Source organism: Streptomyces lincolnensis (genome assembly GCF_001685355.1).
Classification (GTDB): domain Bacteria; phylum Actinomycetota; class Actinomycetes; order Streptomycetales; family Streptomycetaceae; genus Streptomyces; species Streptomyces lincolnensis.
The window spans coordinates 4,304,679-4,321,565 of record NZ_CP016438.1 but is presented as its reverse complement, the minus strand read 5'-3'; the positions used below and the strand labels follow the sequence as shown (position 1 = coordinate 4,321,565).

Below are 16,887 nucleotides of genomic sequence, written 5' to 3'. Positions count from 1 at the left end.
CCTGAGGGCCCGGTGCGCGGCGGGCCCTGTGTGACGGAGCCGGGGATCTCCTGTGAATCCCCTGTCGGGTCGGCCGGCATGGCAACCTTTGGGCGGCGCGGGCCGTCTTCCGGGTGGGAGGGTGGCCAAGGGCGGCGCTCTTCCGGAGTGAAGACCTCGGTGTCGACTGTGATGGCCGTCTCGTGTACGGAGTGGTCGCAGAGGCCGGTGAGCGGGGTGGGGTCACCCTCGACTCCCGGCCTGACCTGCGCCTCCGCACGTTCGGGCGCCATCGCTCCTCCGCGTGTGGCGGCACAGGGTACTGCATGATCAGAAAAAAGAGGCACGGGTCGGGAATTCTGTCCGGATTCCAGTCGTTGTTTCCAACAGATGCAGGGCACCCGAGGAGAGTGCCGAGCATCCCCAGGACCCGCTGACCTCACATCGCAAGGGAGCACGCATGGCAACCCGTGCCGTCGCCCGTCGTCAGTCCGCCACCGGCCGGACTAACGCGGCAAGCAGTGTTCGCGCCCATGGCGGCGAGATCGCCGACCGCGACCTGGTCGGCATGTACCTCGACGAGATCGCGCGCACCCCGTTGCTCGACGCCGCCAAGGAGGTCGAGCTGTCCCAGACCATCGAAGCGGGCGTCTTCGCGCGGCAGGTCCTGGAGGGGTACGAGGACTCCAAGGCGGACGCCACCCGCGAGGAGCTCCAGGCGCTGGTCGACGAGAGTGAGCGGGCCAAGGACGTCTTCATCCGCTCCAACCTCCGCCTGGTCGTCGCCGTGGCCCGCCGCTACCCCCGCAGCGGACTGCCCCTGCTGGACCTCATCCAGGAGGGCAACGCCGGCCTGGTGCGCGCGGTCGAGAAGTTCGACTACCGCAAGGGCTTCAAGTTCTCGACGTACGCGACCTGGTGGATCCGTCAGGCGATCACCCGCTCGATAGCGGACCAGTCGCGCACCATCCGGCTGCCCGTCCACCTGGTGGAGGAGCTGGGCCGGATCCGCCGTGTGCAGCGCGAGTTCAACCGCGAGCACGGCCGCGACCCGGAGCCCGCGGAGATCGCAGCCGAGCTCGGCTCCAACCCCGAGCGGGTGACGGACGTCCTGGACTGGGCCCGTGACCCGGTCTCGCTGAACATGTCGGTGGACGACGACGGCGACACCCAGTTCGGCGACCTCCTGGAGGACACCTCCGCGGTGTCGCCGGAGCAGTCGGTCATGACCCTGCTGCGCAGCGAGGAACTGGACGACCTCATCGGCCGCCTCGACCAGCGCACGGCGTCCATCATCAAGATGCGGTACGGCATCGAGGACGGCCGGGAGCGCACGCTCACCGAGGTCGGCAAGGAGCACGGCCTCACCCGCGAGCGCATCCGCCAGATCGAGAAGCACGCCCTGCTGGAGCTGAAGAAGCTGGCGCGGTCCACCGGGTTCGACGCGGCGGCGTAGGGCCGTCGCGCACGACCCGGGGGTGGCGTGCGCCGGGTGGCGAAAGACAGCGCAAACGTGGCTGTGTAACGCCGCTTCAACCCACGGAGCCACGGGAACAACCATTCAGGGCCCAGATGTTCGGGTCCGGAGCCGACTCCCGGACCCTCCCGGCCCTCACGATCCGAGTCCCGACGCACTCCCCCCGGCGCCGGGACTCTCCCCGAGCCGGACTTCGGCGCCCCTCCCCCCGGGCGCCGGGGTCCGGCTCCCTCACACATCAGTGGCGGGCCACCCCGTACCTGAACCCCGGGGTGACCCGCCGAATGGCAGATTGTGTCACACGCCGTTCACACAAAGTGCGGGCCCGTGGGGCCGGTGGGGGCAGGTCGCGCCACGCGGCTCAACCGCACATCGACCCGGCCCCGCGCCCGTGTGCCGAGTCCGCTCACCCCGCGGCCCGCACCAGCCGTTCGCCCAACTCCCGCACGCACCGCACCAGTTCCGCGGGCTCCTCGACCCGGAACTCGACGTCCAGCATCGCCAGCCGCACCGCCAGCCACTCCACCGCGTCCCCCACGGACCCCCGCACCCGGCACCGCCCCTCGTCCACCGCCTCCGGCACTCCCAGCCACCCCGGCACCCGCTCCGCCACCACCGGGACCGGCGCCTCGAACAGCACGGAGAACTCGTACGTCTGCGTCCGCTGGTACATCGACCGCCGCAGATACTCCGCCGCACTCCCCGTCGGCAACTCCCGCGGAGCGAACCGGGCCCCGGTGGCGAACGGCTCGCTCACCCGGTCCACCCGGAACGTCCGCCAGTCGGCCCGATCGAGGTCGTAGGCGACGAGATACCACCGCCGCCCGGTCGACACGAGCCGGTACGGCTCCACGACGCGCCGCGAGTCGGCCCCGTCCCGCGCCCGGTAGGCGAACCGCAGCCGCTCCCGCCCGGCCACGGTGGAGGCCATCACGGTGAGCGTCTCGGGCGCGATACTGGCGCCGTCCCCGCTGGTGAGCGGCGTGGTGGCGGCCTGAAGCGTGGAGACCCGGTGCCGAAGCCGCGACGGCAGCACCTGCTCCAGCTTGGCCAGCGCCCGCACGGACGCCTCGTCCACTCCTTCGAGCGCGTGTCCCGCCCCCGCCCGCAGCCCCACCGCGATCGCCACCGCCTCCTCGTCGTCGAGGACGAGGGGCGGCATCGCCTTGCCCGCGACCAGCCGGTACCCGCCGTCGCTCCCCTTCGTCGCCTGCACGGGATACCCCAGCTCCCGCAGGCGGTCGATGTCCCGCCGGACCGTGCGCCGGGACACCCCGAGGCGGCCCGCGAGCTCGCCGCCGGGCCATTCGCGGGGCGTCTGGAGGAGGGACAGGAGCGTCAGGAGCCGGGCCGGAGTATCCGTCGTCATGAAGTCGAGGATGCCGCAGAACTAGGACACGATCTGTCCTATTGAGGTCATAGCTTGTGAGCATGACCTCCACCGAGACCACTCTCAGCACCCAGCCGGACGGCGCGCGGCCGGGCGGCACGTCACCCGCCGCGGGCGACCGCCGCCGCTGGTTCGCCCTGGCCATCGTGATGACCGCGGCCTTCATGGACCTCGTCGACGTCACGATCGTCAACATCGCCATCCCGTCGATCCAGCGGGAGGCGGGCGCCTCCGTCAGCCAGATCCAGTGGATAACGGCCGGGTACGCGCTGGCCTTCGCCGCCGGCCTCGTCACCGGCGGACGGCTCGGCGACATCCACGGCCGCAAGCGGGTGTTCCTGTTCGGCATCGGCGGCTTCACCATCGCCTCCGCGCTGTGCGGCCTCGCCGCGAACCCGGAGATGCTGGTGGCCTCCCGGATCCTCCAGGGCGGCATGGCGGCGCTGATGGTCCCGCAGGTCCTGTCGATCGTGCACGCCACCTTCCCGGCGCACGAGCGCGGCAAGGTCTTCGGGCTCTTCGGCGCGATCGTCGGCCTCGGGGCGGTCTCCGGGCCGCTGCTGGGAGCCCTGCTGACCGAGTGGAACCTGTTCGGCCTCGAATGGCGGCCCATCTTCCTGATCAACCTGCCCGTCGGCATCGCGGGGCTCGTCCTCGGCAGCCGCTTCATCACCGAGTCCAAGGCGCCCAAGGCCCTCAAGCTGGACCTCGTCGGGGTCGCCCTGGTCGTCGTCGGCCTGCTGATGCTGCTCTACCCGCTCACCCAGGGCCGCGAGCTGGGCTGGCCGCTGTGGGGGTACCTCACGATGGCGGGCGCGGTCGTGGTGTTCGGCGCGCTGGTGGCGTACGAGCGGCGCAAGACGGCACGCGACGGCTCCCCGCTGATCGAGCTCTCCCTGTTCCGGGTGAAGAGCTTCGCCGCCGGTATCGCCGTGCAGACCGTCTTCGGTGTCGGGCTGGGCATCTTCTTCCTGGTGTGGACCCTGTACATGCAGTTCGGGCTGGGCTGGAGCGCGCTGCGGGCCGGACTGACCGGCGTCCCCTTCTCGATCGCCGTCTCCACCGCGGCCGGACTGTCGGTGCAGAAGCTGGTCCCGCGCTTCGGCCGCAAGGTGCTCCAGGCCGGCGCGCTGACGATGGCGGCGGGCGTCCTGCTCTACGTCTGGGAGTCCGAGCGCTACGGCCTCGCCATCGCCTCCTGGCAGATGGCCCTGCCCCTGGTCGTGATGGGCGTCGGCATGGGCCTGATCGTCGCCCCGCTGACGGACGCGGTCCTCTCCGAGGTGCCCCGCGAGCATGCGGGCTCGGCCTCCGGCCTCATCAACACCGTGCAGCAGATGGGCAACGCGCTCGGCCTGGGCCTGGTGTCCGTGGTCTTCTACGGCGTCATCGCCGACGATCTGCGCCCCACCGAGGTCGGACCGGCCTTCGTGAACGCCTTCCAGCACGCGCTGGGCTGGGTCGCGGCCGTGATGACGGTGATCTTCCTGCTGATGTTCGCGCTGCCGAAGCGGCCCGCGCAGCATGTGGAGGGCGCCACCGAGCAGGAGCCGGCGATGGTGGTGGCGGAGAAGGAGCCCGAGCTCGTGTCCTGAACGCGACCGTGCCGCGAGGGGCCCGCACCTGACTTCAGGTGTCGGGCCCCTCGGCGTGCCCGGACACACTCCCAAGCCCACTCGTGCCCGAATCGCGTCCGAACCTGTTTACTTTCCGGAAATCCAGGCGTAGCCTCCGACTGAAACCACACGTTCGGGCATCAGTCGGAGGTGAACGGACATGTACGCACCGGAGCGGCAGCAGGAGATCCTCCGGCTCGCCCGTGACGGCGGCCGGGTGGACGTGGTGTCGTTGGCCGAGCAGTTCCAGGTCACGGCGGAGACGATCCGCCGGGACCTGAAGGCCCTCGACCGTGCCGGTCTGCTGCGCCGGGTGCACGGCGGAGCCCTCCCGGCCGGCCGCCTCGACTTCGAGCCGGACCTCGCCGAACGCGAGACCACCGCGGCCGACGAGAAGGACCACGTCGCCAAGGCGGCCCTCGCGGAACTCCCCACCGAGGGCACGGTGATCCTCGACGCCGGCACGACGGTCGCCCGGCTGGCCGCAGCGATCCCGCTGGAGGCCTCCCTCACCGTCGTCACGCACAGCCTGCCGATCGCGGCCCGCCTCGCGGACCACCCCGGCATCCAGCTCCACCTCGTCGGAGGACGCGTACGGCACCGCACGCGCGCCGCCGTCGACGCCTGGGCACTGCGCGCGTACGGCGAGATCAGGGCCGATGTCCTCTTCGTGGCGGCCAACGGCTTCTCCGCCGAGCACGGCCTGACCACCCCCGACCTCGCCGAGGCCGCGGTCAAGCGGGCGGCGCTGGCCGCCGCCCGCCGCGTGGTGCTGCTCGCCGACTCCTCCAAGCACGGCCAGGAGCACTTCGCCCGCTTCGGCGACCTGAGCGACGTGGACCTGCTGATCACCGACAGCGGGTTGAGCCCCGAAGACGCCACCGCGATCGAGCGCGGCGGCACGGAAGTAGTGCGCGCATGATCCTCACCGTCACCCCGAACCCGTCCCTGGACCGCACCTACGAGGTCCCCTCGCTGGAGCGCGGCGAGGTCATCCGCGCCACCGGCGAGCGCATGGACCCCGGCGGCAAGGGCGTGAACGTCTCGCGTGCCGTCACGGCCGCCGGACAGCGCACGGTCGCGGTGCTGCCGCTCGGTGGTGCGCCGGGCGCGCTCGTGGCGGATCTGCTCGACGCGCAGGGCATCGAGGTCGCGCGGGTACCGATCGCCGGCGGCACCCGCTCCAACATCGCGCTCGCCGAGTCGGACGGGGTGCTCACGAAGATCAACGCGCCGGGTCCGGAGCTGTCCGCCGCCGAGCAGGAGCTGTTGCTGGAGACGGTGCGCGAGCAGTCGCGCGACGCCGCCTGGATCGCCTGCTGCGGCAGCCTGCCCCGCGGACTCGCGCCCTCCTGGTACGCCGAGGTGGTCGCCCGGGCGCACGCCGGGGGCGCGCGAATCGCGCTGGACACCTCGGGGCGCGCCCTCCTCGAAGCGCTGCGCGAGCGCCCCGACGTGGTGAAGCCGAACGCCGAGGAACTGGCGGAGGCCGTCGGCCGGCCGCTGTCGACGGTCGGTGACGCGGTCAAGGCGGCCGAGGAACTGCGCGCGATGGGCGCGCGGGCCGTCCTCGCGAGCCTGGGTGCCGACGGACAGCTCCTGGTGGACGACGCGGGCGCCTGGTTCGCGAGCGCGCGCGTGGACGCCGTACGCAGCAATGTGGGAGCGGGTGACTCCTCGCTCGCCGGTTTCCTGATCGCCGGCGGCAGCGGCCCGCAGGCCCTCGCCTCGGCGGTCGCCCATGGCGCGGCGGCCGTACAACTGCCCGGCAGCGTGATGCCGACGCCACAGGACCTGGACCCTTCGGCCGTGACCGTGACGGCCGAGGTGCCCGTGGACCGCGTACTGAAGGAGCCGGTGTCATGACGGGACAGCTGTCGGGCACAACGGCCCGCTCGTCCCGCGCACCGGCCGTGAATCGGCGGAGCTTCCCCTTACCCGCCGTTCTCGCCCCCAGAGCCCCCCACTGCTGCACCCCCGTCCCCGTCCCCACCCCCGCCCACTCCACTCCCCGGGCGGCCCGCGTGCGAAGGAGCCCGCGATGAGCGACATGATCACCGCGGACCTGGTCGATCTCGACCTGTCCGCCGATACCAAGGAAGCGGCGGCACGTGCCCTCGCCGAGCGCATGGTGAGCCTGGGCCGGGTGACCGACCTGGAGGGCTTCCTCGCCGACGTCGCCGCCCGCGAGGCGCAGATGCCGACCGGCCTCGACGGCGGCATCGGCATCCCGCACTGCCGCAGCGCCCACGTCACCGAGCCGACGCTCGCCTTCGGGCGCAGCGCCGCCGGTATCGACTTCGGCGCGGCGGACGGCCCCGCCGACCTGATCTTCCTGATCGCCGCGCCCGCCGGCGCCGACGACGCCCATCTGACGATCCTGTCGTCGCTGGCCCGCCAGCTGATGAACGCCGAGTTCACCGACGCGCTGCGCTCGGTGGGCGACACGGCGGCCGCGGCGGCGCTGATCCGCGGGGACGAGACCCCGGACGCGGACGGGCGGACGGGCGGTTCCGCAGACTCCGCTGCGGTGTCGGCGGCGGCCTCCGCCGACACCGCAGCGGTCAGCACCACCGAGGACACCCCGGACACCGGTGATGAGGTCCCGCAGGCCCCCGGAGGCGACGCGCGGCCCTTCCGGATCGTCGCCGTCACCTCCTGCCCGACCGGTATCGCCCACACCTACATGGCGGCCGAGTCCCTGGAGAACGCCGGCCGCGAGGCGGGTGTCGAACTCGTCGTCGAGACGCAGGGCTCGGCCGGATTCACCCGGCTCGACCCGGCCGTCATCGAGGCGGCGGACGGCGTGATCTTCGCGCACGACGTGCCCGTACGCGACAAGGACCGCTTCGCCGGCAAGCCGACCGTCGACGTCGGCGTGAAGGCGGGCATCAACCGGCCCGCCGAACTGATCACCGAGGTGCGCGGCCGGGCCGAGCGCGGCGAGACCACCGCGGCCGCGAGCGGCGGTACGCCGGTCGAGCGGGCCGGCGACCCCGGCGACAACTACGGCACCAAGCTCCGCAAGTGGCTGATGACCGGCGTGAGTTACATGGTCCCGTTCGTCGCCGCGGGCGGTCTGCTGATCGCCCTCGGCTTCGCGATCGGCGGCTGGGAGATCAACAAGGCGCCCTCGGTCATGGACCACTTCTCCTGGACCCAGATCGACAGCTGGGGCGCCCTGTTCTTCCAGATCGGCGGCGTCGCCTTCGGCTTCCTGATCCCGGTCCTCGCCGGATACATCGCCTACGGCATGGCGGACCGGCCCGGTCTCGTCCCCGGCTTCGTCGGCGGCATGATCGCCTCCAACATCGCCGCGGGCTTCCTCGGCGGCCTGGCCGCCGGTCTGCTGGCCGGTGGTGTGGTCCTCGCGATCCAGCGGGTCAGGATCCCGCCGGTGCTGCGCGGCATCATGCCGGTCGTGGTGATCCCGCTGATCTCCTCGGTCGTCGTCGGCTTCCTGATGTTCGTCGTGATCGGCAAGCCCATCGCCGAGGCCCAGAAGGGCATGACGGACTGGCTCGCCGGCCTCTCCGGCACCAACGCCGTCCTGCTGGGCGTCCTGCTCGGCCTGATGATGTGCTTCGACCTGGGCGGTCCGGTCAACAAGGTCGCGTACGCCTTCGCCACGGCCGGTATCGCCGTACAGGACCCGAGCGACTCCGCGATGAAGGTCATGGCCGCCGTGATGGCCGCGGGCATGGTGCCCCCGCTGGGCATGGCGCTCGCGACGACCATCCGCAAGAAGCTGTTCACCCCGGCCGAGCGCGAGAACGGCAAGGCCGCCTGGGTGCTCGGCGCCTCCTTCATCTCCGAGGGCGCGATCCCGTTCGCCGCGGCCGACCCGCTGCGCGTGATCCCCGCCTCCATGGCGGGCGGCGCGGTCACCGGCGCCCTGACCATGGCCTTCGGCTCGACCCTGCGCGCCCCGCACGGCGGCATCTGGGTCACCCTCCTGATCGGCAAGCCGGTCCTGTACCTGCTCGCCATCGCCATCGGTACGGCGGTGACGACCGGCCTGGTGATCCTCCTCAAGGGCCTGCGCAAGACGGGCCCCGGAGCCCCCGGCGAGGCCGACGGCACCGCGGCCCCGACGGCCGAGGCGAAGCAGCCGGTCGCCGCGTAGAACACGGCACAGCCGCACGGTTCACGGCACATGCGAGATACGTCACGGTCCGGGGCATCCGTCCCGGACCGTGGTGTCTACTGGGGCGCATGCCTGCGCACGCCTCGATCTACCAGCTGCTCGGTATGGCCTTCCTTGCCCTGGTGACCGTCGCCTGGGGGATCGGACTGGCCCTCATGCTGAGCCGCGGCCGCGAGCGGGCCGCCCTGTGGCGTGCCGGGCAGACCCTGTCCGCGCTGCCGAGGCAGCGCGAGGTCGGCCCGCCTCGGGAGTCCGTCGAGCTGAGCCCCGCGGAGCGGGACGCGTTCGCGGTTCTGGTACGACGGCTCGGCGCCGACCGCTGAAGCGGCCCGCTGGGCCTGGGCCGCGGGACGCGACCTGCTGAGCAGGGCCCGCTAGAGCGGCTCGGCATCACGGGCTCGGCGTCATGACCCGCTCAGGAGACCTGCGCCGCCCGCCGTTCCATCGCGTCGCGCGCGGCGTCCTCGCTCACGTACACCTCGCACATGTGCCGGCCGTCCGGCGTCGCCGTGTGCTCGACCTCCCAGAGGGAGATCTCCTCGCCGTCGCGCAGCAGGAACGCGTGCTCGTAGAGCGCGTAGCCCAGCCCGGCGCGACCCGCGCGGCACGGACGCCCGAAGGCCTGCGTGATCTGGTGCGCGCACGCCGTGGCCAGCAGTGCGGCGGTGTCCGCGTCCGGGCGGTCGGTGTTCTCCGCCCGGCGCAGCAGCCGCCGCGCGTGGTCCGCCGAGTCGTCCGGCACATAGGCGTGCCGCGGCGCGGGGACCGGCGACAGCTGGACCGCCACCGGCAGTTCGAAGTCCGGCGCGTCCGGGGGCAGCGGCAGTCGCGCGGTGGCGATGCGCAGCTCCTCCGCGTCGACGTACACCTCGTGCTGCGGGACGCTGTCCGGCGCGGTGTTGTGGACGAGCTCCCACAGGGTGAGCGCCGAGCCGTCCGCCAGCAGCCAGGTGTGCCGGTAGGTCTCGCGGTGCAGTCCCGCGCTGTGGTGCGCGGAGTGCAGCGAACTGTCGTGAGCCAGCGCGCAGTCCAGTCGCCGTATCGTCTCGTCGGGCAGCTCGAAGGAGTTCAGGGCACGGCCGAGGAGTCGCGCGAGGTGCTCCTCCGGAGACTCGGGCGACTCGGGTGGTTCGTACGCTGCCGTCTCGTACGGAACGCTCAAGGTTTCTCCCGGCGTTGCTGCATGTCACCTTGTGGGTGCATACCGTAGCCCCTCGGTCGGACATCATGTCCGGGAACCGAGAAAACGTACGCCCGGAAAACTCGCGGGCCGCGGGGAAAGTTCCCACGCGGCCCGAGGATTCGTCAAAAACCGCCGGTCAGACGCCACTTGCGGGGCCCGGCGGGTTCAGGGTGCCGGGCCTGTTTCCGGTGCGCCAGGCGCCCGGGTGTGCGCTCAGACGGCGCTTCCGGCGACCCACTGGGTCCACGGCATGTTCCAGCCGTTGAGGCCGTTGTCCGGCGACACCGTCTTGTCGGGGGAGTTCTTCACGATCACGACGTCCCCGAGGAGCGAGTTGTCGTAGAACCACGTGGCGGGCATCGACGCCTGTCCGCCCCGCACGTCCTGCAAGCCCACGCAGCCGTGGCTGGTGCCCGTGCGGCCGAAGGGCGGATTGCCCTTGTTGTACCAGTAGTTGCCGTGGATGAAGGTCCCCGACTGAGTCAGGCGCATCGCGTCCGGCACGTCCGAGATGTTGTACGCGTTCTCCAGACCGACCGTCCTGCTGTCCATGCGGATCTTCTTGTACTTCTCGGAGATCACCATCTGCCCGTTGTACGTGGTGTGCTCCGGGCTGCCCGCCGAGATCGGCACGCTCCTGACGGTCTTCCCGTCCCGTACGACCGTCATGGTCTGCGTGCCCACGTCCACCGTGGACACCTGCGAGCGCCCGACCGTGAAGGTGACCGTCTTCTTCTGCACGCCGTAGACACCGCTCGCGCCCTGGACCCCGTCCAGGTCGATCTTCATCGTGACCTTGGAGCCGGCCTTCCAGTACTGCTCGGGCCGGAAGTCCAGCCGCTGCGAGCCGAACCAGTGCCCGGCCACCTTCTGCCCGCTGCTCGACGACACCGTGATGTGCGACTGCACGGCCTTCTTGTCGCTGATGCCCTTGTCGAAGGTGAAGGACACCGGCATCCCGACCCCGACCGTGGTGTCGCCGTCCGGCGTGTAGGTGCCGATGAAGCTGTTGGCCTTGCTGACGGTCGTGAAGGTCGACTCGGAGGCGGCGGTCTTGCCGTCCGTGTCCTTCGCGGTCGCCGATATCTCGTACTTCGTCCCGCGCTCCAGCTGCTCCTTCGGCTTCCAGGTCCCGCCGTCCGCCGATATCGCGCCCGGTACGGCGGCACCCGTCGCCGCCACCGTCATCTTCACGGCGGTCAGGTCGCCGTCCGTGACCTTCACCCCGGTCGAGTTGATCGACGCACCGGCCGAGCCGTTCCGCGCCGAGATGACGATCTTCGCGGCCGACGTCTTGGGGGACTCCTTGCCGCCCTTGCCGTCGCTCTTGCCGCTTCCGCTGCCGCTGCACGCGGTGAGGGTGAGGGCGCCGACCATCAGGACGGCACAGGCCCCGATTGCGCGCCGTGCTGTTGTGTCCGGCGTTGTCACGGGCTGCTCCAGGTTCGTGTGGTGTGTGCGTTCTGCTCCGCTGCGTGAAGAAAGAGGGGAACGACGACCGGGGAGGTTCCCTCCGGCCACCATGAGTGCCATCACGTGACGGAACCGGGACAATCGGCCGCCGCGCCCGCACCTTGGCGAACCCTCCTCGCGCGGGTGCCCCCACAGCGCCGGACGACAACCACCTTCCGTCATCGATTCCCTTACAACTCCTCCTACGACTCCCCGTACAACTCCCTGTACGACGGCCACACTCCACCCGGCCCGTCCACCGGCTCGGCGGCGCGCACGGCCCGCACGATCGCGCGCGTCACGACGTCCGCGCCCGCCGCGAGCACCTCGTTGAGCGCCAGGGGGTTCTGGGCGTCCAGGGCGCGTGTGCCCGTCGACAGCGCGAACACGGTGTCCCCGTCGCTGAGCAGATGCACCGGCCGCACGGCCCGCGCGATGCCGTCGTGCGACGTGCCGGCCAGCTTCTGCGCCTGCGCCTTCGACAGCTCCGCGTCGGTGGCGACCACCGCGAGCGTGGTGTTGAGCGGGGGAGGGGCGTTCCGCGCCGCCACCTCGGCCAGGCGCCGGCCCGCGGCCTCGTGGACCCGCGACTCCGGGTACGCCACCCGCCCCTGGAACAACTCCCCGTACAGCACACCCGTCTCCGGGTCCGCGACCGACCCGGCGGCGTTGGCCACCGCGAGCGCCGCGACCGTGATCCCCGAGGCGAGAACGGCGCTCGCGGTGCCGACCCCGCCCTTCAGCAGCCCGACCGCGGCTCCCGTGCCCGCGCCCACGCATCCCTCCCGCACGCGGTCGCCGGGGGCGCTCGCGGCGGCGGCCTCCACCGCGGCCCGGCCGGTGGCCGCGTCGGGCCGGGCCCGGAAGTCGCCGCCGCGCCCCAGATCGAAGACGCAGGCCGCGGGCACCACCGGCACGACATGCGCCGGATCCGGCCCGACCCGCACCCCGCGCCCCCGCTCCTCCAGCCAGGCCATCACCCCGGACGCCGCGTCGAGCCCGTAGGCGCTGCCGCCCGTCAGGACGATCGCCTCGACCTTCTGCACGAGGTTGCGCGGGTCCAGCGCGTCCGTCTCCTTGGTACCCGGCCCGCCACCGCGTACGTCCACGGCGGCGACGGCCCCGCCCTCCGGCGCGAGGACCACCGTGGTGCCCGTGAGCCAACCACCATCGGTACGCGTCGCGTGGCCCACGCGCACCCCGGCGACGTCCGTCAATGCGTCAACTGTCATACGGCCCAGTCTCGTCCAGGCACCCCTCCCTGCGACGCGCCCGTACCGGCTTCGCGGCCAAGTACCGCGGGTTCAGGCGGTCCGCACCGCGGCCATGCTCTCCCTCGATGCCAAGACCACGTGGGGCGAGAAGCCCGTGCCCGGCCGCGGGACCGGGCCGCGAGGATCCGTGCCGGAGCCGCCGGGCCGTACCCTGGGCCTATGAGTACCGCCCCCGACCCCGCCGACCCCGCCGTCCCCGCCGTCCCTTCTGGCCCCGTCGGCCCCGCCGAGTCACGAGAGCCGCGCGAGCCCAGGGCCGCGCTGATCTTCGACGACCCGCTGGACCAGCAGTCCTCGGACGACACGGACCGTGGGTGGGGCGAGCGATCCGGCTCGGACAGCGCGGCCGACCTGAAGCGCTTCCTCGACGAGAAGCCGCCCCACCACCTGTGAGCTAGCGCTCGTCGTGCCCCGAGCCCCGCTGCTGCGCGACCAGCGCGTCGCGGATCTCCTTGAGCACCTCCAGCTCGCTCACCTCGATGACCTCGTGCGCGCCCTCCTTCGCCTTCCGGCGGGCCTCCACCCGGGCCAGGTACTTCGACATCGGCAGGACCATGAGGAAGTAGACGACGGCCGCGGTGATCAGGAAGCTGAGCGTCGCGCCGAGGACGGACCCCCACATGATCAGGACGCCGTCCGTCACCGTGCCGTCCGCGGCTTTGCGGCACGGCTCCTTCAGACAGCTGCTGTAGCTGTCGAGGTTCTGGGTGCCGATCGCTCCGACCAGCGGGTTGATGAGGCCCTTCACCACCGAGTTGACGATGTTGGTGAAGGCGGCGCCGATGACCACCGCGACGGCCAGATCGACGACGTTCCCGCGGGTCAGGAAGGCTTTGAAGCCCTCCCAGACGCCCGGCTTCTTCTCGCTCATCTGGGGGACTCTCCTCGTACGAACCGGTTGTGGAACAAACAGCTCCGCAACCTACGTCAGGGCCAGGCAACCTTGTCCAATTGGGTAGCTCGGACGAGGGACTTGACGGGAACGCGTGCACGAAGCGGAGCGCGCGGCTCAACACAGCGTCACCGCCAGCCGCGCCGTCGTACTCGCGCCGGCGAGGTCCGCCGCGGTGGTGCGGGGCACCGAGAGCAGGACCAGGGCCCCGCCCTCGGCCACGCCGTCGGGAGCCTCCAGCGCCTCCGGCACCTTCCTCACCCGTGCTCCGCGCGCCACCACGCGCGCATCGCCGCCCGTGGCCGTCTCCTCCGCGGCGATGACGTCCACCCGGTCGCCCGGGCGCAGCAGCCTCACCGTCGCCCCGTCGGCGATCCGCACCGGTGCCGTGACGAGGTGGACGGCTCGGCGCTCCCGTACGGGATCCGCCACGGGATGCCCACGGGTCCGTTCCGCGTCCCGCGGGCCCGCCGCCACGAGCGCGGCCGCGGTGACGGCGAGTCCGACCGCCACGGCTCGCCTGCGGTGCCGTACGAGTCGCTGCAAGGGATACCGCCCGCCGCGCACCCGCACGGGGGCGAAGTGCGGCACCTCGCAGGTCGGCGGGGCGTCCGTCCCCGGCGGGAGCGGCACGGACGCCGGAAAGGGTGAAGGGGAGGGAGACGGGAAGGGCGAGGGCGCAGGAGCGTAGGACATGGGGAGGACCACCACCTGTGACGAGAGATCGGCTTGCGATGCCACGATGCGGCTTCGCGCCGATTCCCGCCGGGGCCGGTGCGCTACTGACGAGTTGTGGACAACTCCACCACCCGAACGAGGAATTCCGCCCTGCCCCGCCCCGCTACGGCAGCACGATCCCCGGATCCATCCCGCCCAGCGCGTTCACGCACAGGCAGTCCCGCTCCCCGGTCGAGGGCAGTGCGGCCACGGCGTCGAAGAGCACGCCCCGCAGCCGGTCCACGTTCGCCGCGAAGACCCGCAGCACCTCGTCGTGGGAGACGCCCTCGCCGGTCTCCGCGCCGGCGTCGAGGTCGGTGACCAGGGTCAACGAGGTGTAGCAGAGCTCCAGTTCACGGGCGAGCGCCGCCTCGGGGTGCCCGGTCATGCCCACCACGGACCAGCCCTGCGCCTGGTGCCAGACCGATTCGGCGCGCGTCGAGAAGCGCGGTCCCTCGATCACGACGAGCGTGCCGCCGTCCACCGCTTCCCAGTCCTGCCCGCGCGCCGCCTTCAGCGCGGCCGCCCGGCCGGTCGGGCAGTAGGGGTCGGCCAGGGACACGTGCACCACGTTCGGCGCCGTCCCGTCCGGCAGCGGCAGCCCGTCGAAGTACGTGCCCGCCCGCGACTTCGTACGGTCGACCAGCTGGTCCGGCACGAGCAGCGTGCCCGGCCCGTACTCGGGGCGCAGCCCGCCGACCGCGCACGGACCGAGGACCTGACGCGCGCCGACCGACCGCAGCGCCCACAGGTTGGCCCGGTAGTTGATGCGATGCGGCGGCAGATGGTGGCCGCGTCCGTGCCGGGGCAGGAAGGCGACCCGCCGGCCGGCGATCTCGCCGAGGAAGAGGGAGTCGCTGGGCGGCCCGTAGGGGGTGTCCACCTGGATCTCGGTCACGTCGTCGAGGAACGAGTAGAAGCCGGAGCCCCCGATTACGCCGATCTCTGCGTTCGCCATGTCCAGCACACTAACCGGCGCCGTCCGCGCCCGGAGCCCGGGTCGTGAAACACCCGTGGCCACCCGCGACGACCCGCGGCCGGGGTGAGGCTGGGGTGCGGACACACCGAAAACCCCGCCGTCCTACGACGACAGGGTTCCGGAAGCGGGGGTTACGCCGCGGAGCTGCTGGAGGAGCCGCTCGACGTGCTCGACGACTTCGAGTCCGACGAGGACGACTTCGACTCCGAGGACGAAGAGGACGTCGACGACTTCGCGGGGGCCGACGATGCCGGGGCGCTGCTCGACGAGGAGCCTCGGCTGTCGTTCCGGTAGAAGCCGGAGCCCTTGAAGACGATGCCGACGGCGGAGAACACCTTCTTGAGGCGGCCGTCGCAGCTGGGGCACTCGGTCAGAGCGTCGTCGGTGAACTTCTGCACCGCCTCGAGGCCCTCGCCGCACTCGGTGCACTGGTACTGGTAGGTCGGCACTGTCTTCCTCCTGGCACTCTCACTCAATGAGTGCTAACGACGGTCCATAGTGACGTATTCCTGAGGATCAGTCCACTGCCACCGGCACGCGGTGACCCACGCCACGTGCGACGGTGCGGCTGTGGGGCCGCGCCGCGAGCCGTGAACGCAGGGCGAGAACGGTCGCCAGGGCGAGCAGGGTGCCGCCCATCGGCACCAGGAATCCGGTGCCGTCGCCGAAGCGGTCCTCCAGCTGTCCGGCGATCGTGACGGCGGCCGCCTGGCCGAGGGCGACCGCGCCGGTCAGCCAGGTGAAGGCCTCGGTGCGGGCGCCGGCCGGGACCAGGCTGTCGACCAGGGTGTAGCCGGTGATCAGGGTGGGGGCGATGCACATGCCGACGAGGAGGCCGAGGCCGGCCAGGACGAGCACCGAGTGCGCGGCCCACAGGCCGGAGGCGGTCAGGGCGAGGGCGGTGTAGCCGACGATCAGGCGCTGCTTCGGGGCGGCCTTCCAGGCGATGGCCCCGCAGACGAGACCGGAGAGCATGTTGCCGGCCGCGAAGGTGCCGTACAGGACACCGTTCAGACCGGGTTCGCCGATCGACTCGGAGAACGCGGCCAGGGAGACCTGCATGCCGCCGAAGACCGCGCCGATGCCGAGGAAGGCCACGATCAGGACCCGCACTCCGGGAATGCGCAGGGCGGAGGTGCGCTCCACGCGCGCGTGGCCGTCGAGGCCGACGGACGGCTGCGTGCTCTTCTGCGCGGCGAACAGCAGACCGCCCAGCAGGGTCAGCGACGCCTCCGTCACCAGGCCGGCGGCCGGGTCCACCGTGGTGCACAGGGCGGTGGCCAGCAGCGGGCCGACGACGAAGGTCAGCTCGTCCGTGACCGACTCGAAGGCGGCCGCGGTCGACATCAGGGGCGAGCCCTGGAGCTTGACGCCCCAGCGGGCGCGCACCATGGGCCCGATCTGGGGCGTGGAGGCGCCGGTGGGCACGGCGGCCACGAGGAGCGCCCACAGGGGCGCCTGCGACAGCGCGAGTGCGGTCAGGGTGAGGCCCGACATGGCGTGGATCACCACACCGGGAATCAGCACCACGCGCTGGCCGTAGCGGTCGGCGAGGCGCCCGCCGAAGGGCGCGAACACCGCCATGGAGACACCGGTGACGGCCGCGGCGGCGCCCGCGGCGCCGTAGGAGCCGGTGGTGTGCTGCACCAGCAGCACGATGGAGACGGTGAGCATCGCGAACGGCTGGCGTGCCGCGAAGCCGGGGAGCAGGAACGTCCAGGCGCCGCGCGTGCGCAGCAACTGCCCGTATCCCGGGCGGGAGGTGACCGTGGATGCCACGG

At 71.9% G+C, this 16,887-nt stretch carries 16 protein-coding genes and 1 pseudogene; 7 read left to right on the top strand and 10 right to left on the bottom strand.

The features are described 5' to 3' along the window. Nucleotides 1-2: 2 nt before the first annotated feature. Nucleotides 3-272, bottom strand: a pseudogene (locus SLINC_RS49330) (GNAT family N-acetyltransferase); the annotation flags it as partial. A gap of 167 nt (nt 273-439) precedes the next feature. On the opposite strand from SLINC_RS49330, the gene SLINC_RS19075 reads away from it, so the two are divergent. Then, a complete protein-coding gene (locus tag SLINC_RS19075; protein ID WP_067434335.1) occupies nt 440-1,435 on the top strand; it encodes a sigma-70 family RNA polymerase sigma factor in 996 nt (331 codons plus the stop codon). A 427-nt stretch (nt 1,436-1,862) separates the two neighbouring features. On the opposite strand, the gene SLINC_RS19070 is transcribed toward SLINC_RS19075, so the two are convergent. Next, nucleotides 1,863-2,825 carry a helix-turn-helix transcriptional regulator gene (locus tag SLINC_RS19070; RefSeq protein ID WP_067434332.1) on the bottom strand — a complete coding sequence of 321 codons (963 nt, stop codon included), beginning with the start codon at nt 2,823-2,825 and terminating at the stop codon, nt 1,863-1,865. A 62-nt stretch (nt 2,826-2,887) separates the two neighbouring features. On the opposite strand from SLINC_RS19070, the gene SLINC_RS19065 reads away from it, so the two are divergent. The 5 genes from SLINC_RS19065 to SLINC_RS19045 all read left to right on the top strand — a co-directional run bounded on the left by SLINC_RS19065 (nt 2,888) and on the right by SLINC_RS19045 (nt 8,932). After that, nucleotides 2,888-4,441 carry an MFS transporter gene (locus SLINC_RS19065; protein ID WP_067434328.1) on the top strand — a complete coding sequence of 518 codons (1,554 nt, stop codon included), beginning with the start codon at nt 2,888-2,890 and terminating at the stop codon, nt 4,439-4,441. Between the two features lie 181 nt (nt 4,442-4,622). After that, complete coding sequence (locus SLINC_RS19060; protein ID WP_067434324.1) at nt 4,623-5,384, top strand: DeoR/GlpR family DNA-binding transcription regulator; 762 nt, start codon at nt 4,623-4,625, stop codon at nt 5,382-5,384. Continuing rightward, on the top strand, nt 5,381-6,328 hold the full coding sequence (pfkB, locus tag SLINC_RS19055; RefSeq protein WP_067434319.1) for a 1-phosphofructokinase: 948 nt from the start codon (nt 5,381-5,383) through the stop codon (nt 6,326-6,328). Before SLINC_RS19060 ends, pfkB begins: the two co-directional genes overlap by 4 nt. A 175-nt stretch (nt 6,329-6,503) precedes the next feature. Then, a complete protein-coding gene (locus SLINC_RS19050; protein ID WP_067434316.1) occupies nt 6,504-8,588 on the top strand; it encodes a PTS fructose transporter subunit IIABC in 2,085 nt (694 codons plus the stop codon). Between the two features lie 89 nt (nt 8,589-8,677). After that, nucleotides 8,678-8,932: a hypothetical protein gene (locus SLINC_RS19045; RefSeq protein ID WP_067434314.1), complete on the top strand. Its 255-nt coding sequence runs from the start codon at nt 8,678-8,680 to the stop codon at nt 8,930-8,932. A gap of 92 nt (nt 8,933-9,024) precedes the next feature. Here the strand turns inward: SLINC_RS19045 and SLINC_RS19040 are convergent, their stop codons facing one another. The 3 genes from SLINC_RS19040 to SLINC_RS19030 all read right to left on the bottom strand — a co-directional run bounded on the left by SLINC_RS19040 (nt 9,025) and on the right by SLINC_RS19030 (nt 12,476). Further along, nucleotides 9,025-9,771, bottom strand: coding sequence for a DUF6227 family protein (locus SLINC_RS19040; protein WP_067434312.1), 747 nt, complete (start codon nt 9,769-9,771; stop codon nt 9,025-9,027). A 234-nt stretch (nt 9,772-10,005) separates the two neighbouring features. Then, complete coding sequence (locus SLINC_RS19035) at nt 10,006-11,223, bottom strand: L,D-transpeptidase (protein ID WP_079164602.1); 1,218 nt, start codon at nt 11,221-11,223, stop codon at nt 10,006-10,008. A gap of 224 nt (nt 11,224-11,447) precedes the next feature. Next, nucleotides 11,448-12,476, bottom strand: coding sequence for a P1 family peptidase (locus SLINC_RS19030; protein ID WP_067434304.1), 1,029 nt, complete (start codon nt 12,474-12,476; stop codon nt 11,448-11,450). A 201-nt stretch (nt 12,477-12,677) separates the two neighbouring features. Between SLINC_RS19030 and SLINC_RS19025 the strand changes: the two genes are divergently transcribed. Continuing rightward, the gene (locus SLINC_RS19025; RefSeq protein ID WP_067434301.1) at nt 12,678-12,911 is read left to right on the top strand and encodes a hypothetical protein; all 234 of its coding nucleotides are present in this window, start codon (nt 12,678-12,680) and stop codon (nt 12,909-12,911) included. 1 nt (nt 12,912) lies between these two features. On the opposite strand, the gene mscL is transcribed toward SLINC_RS19025, so the two are convergent. The 5 genes from mscL to SLINC_RS19000 all read right to left on the bottom strand — a co-directional run bounded on the left by mscL (nt 12,913) and on the right by SLINC_RS19000 (nt 16,885). Then, nucleotides 12,913-13,389 (bottom strand): large conductance mechanosensitive channel protein MscL, encoded by a 477-nt coding sequence (gene mscL, locus SLINC_RS19020; RefSeq protein WP_067434298.1) that lies wholly within the window; start codon nt 13,387-13,389, stop codon nt 12,913-12,915. A 138-nt stretch (nt 13,390-13,527) separates the two neighbouring features. Then, nucleotides 13,528-14,106 (bottom strand): hypothetical protein, encoded by a 579-nt coding sequence (locus SLINC_RS19015; protein ID WP_067434297.1) that lies wholly within the window; start codon nt 14,104-14,106, stop codon nt 13,528-13,530. A gap of 145 nt (nt 14,107-14,251) precedes the next feature. Then, on the bottom strand, nt 14,252-15,085 hold the full coding sequence (locus SLINC_RS19010) for an S-methyl-5'-thioadenosine phosphorylase (protein WP_067434296.1): 834 nt from the start codon (nt 15,083-15,085) through the stop codon (nt 14,252-14,254). A gap of 152 nt (nt 15,086-15,237) precedes the next feature. Next, nucleotides 15,238-15,555: an FmdB family zinc ribbon protein gene (locus SLINC_RS19005; protein WP_067434295.1), complete on the bottom strand. Its 318-nt coding sequence runs from the start codon at nt 15,553-15,555 to the stop codon at nt 15,238-15,240. 67 nt (nt 15,556-15,622) lie between these two features. Next, nucleotides 15,623-16,885, bottom strand: coding sequence for an MFS transporter (locus SLINC_RS19000; RefSeq protein WP_067434292.1), 1,263 nt, complete (start codon nt 16,883-16,885; stop codon nt 15,623-15,625). Between the last annotated feature and the right edge of the window lie 2 nt (nt 16,886-16,887).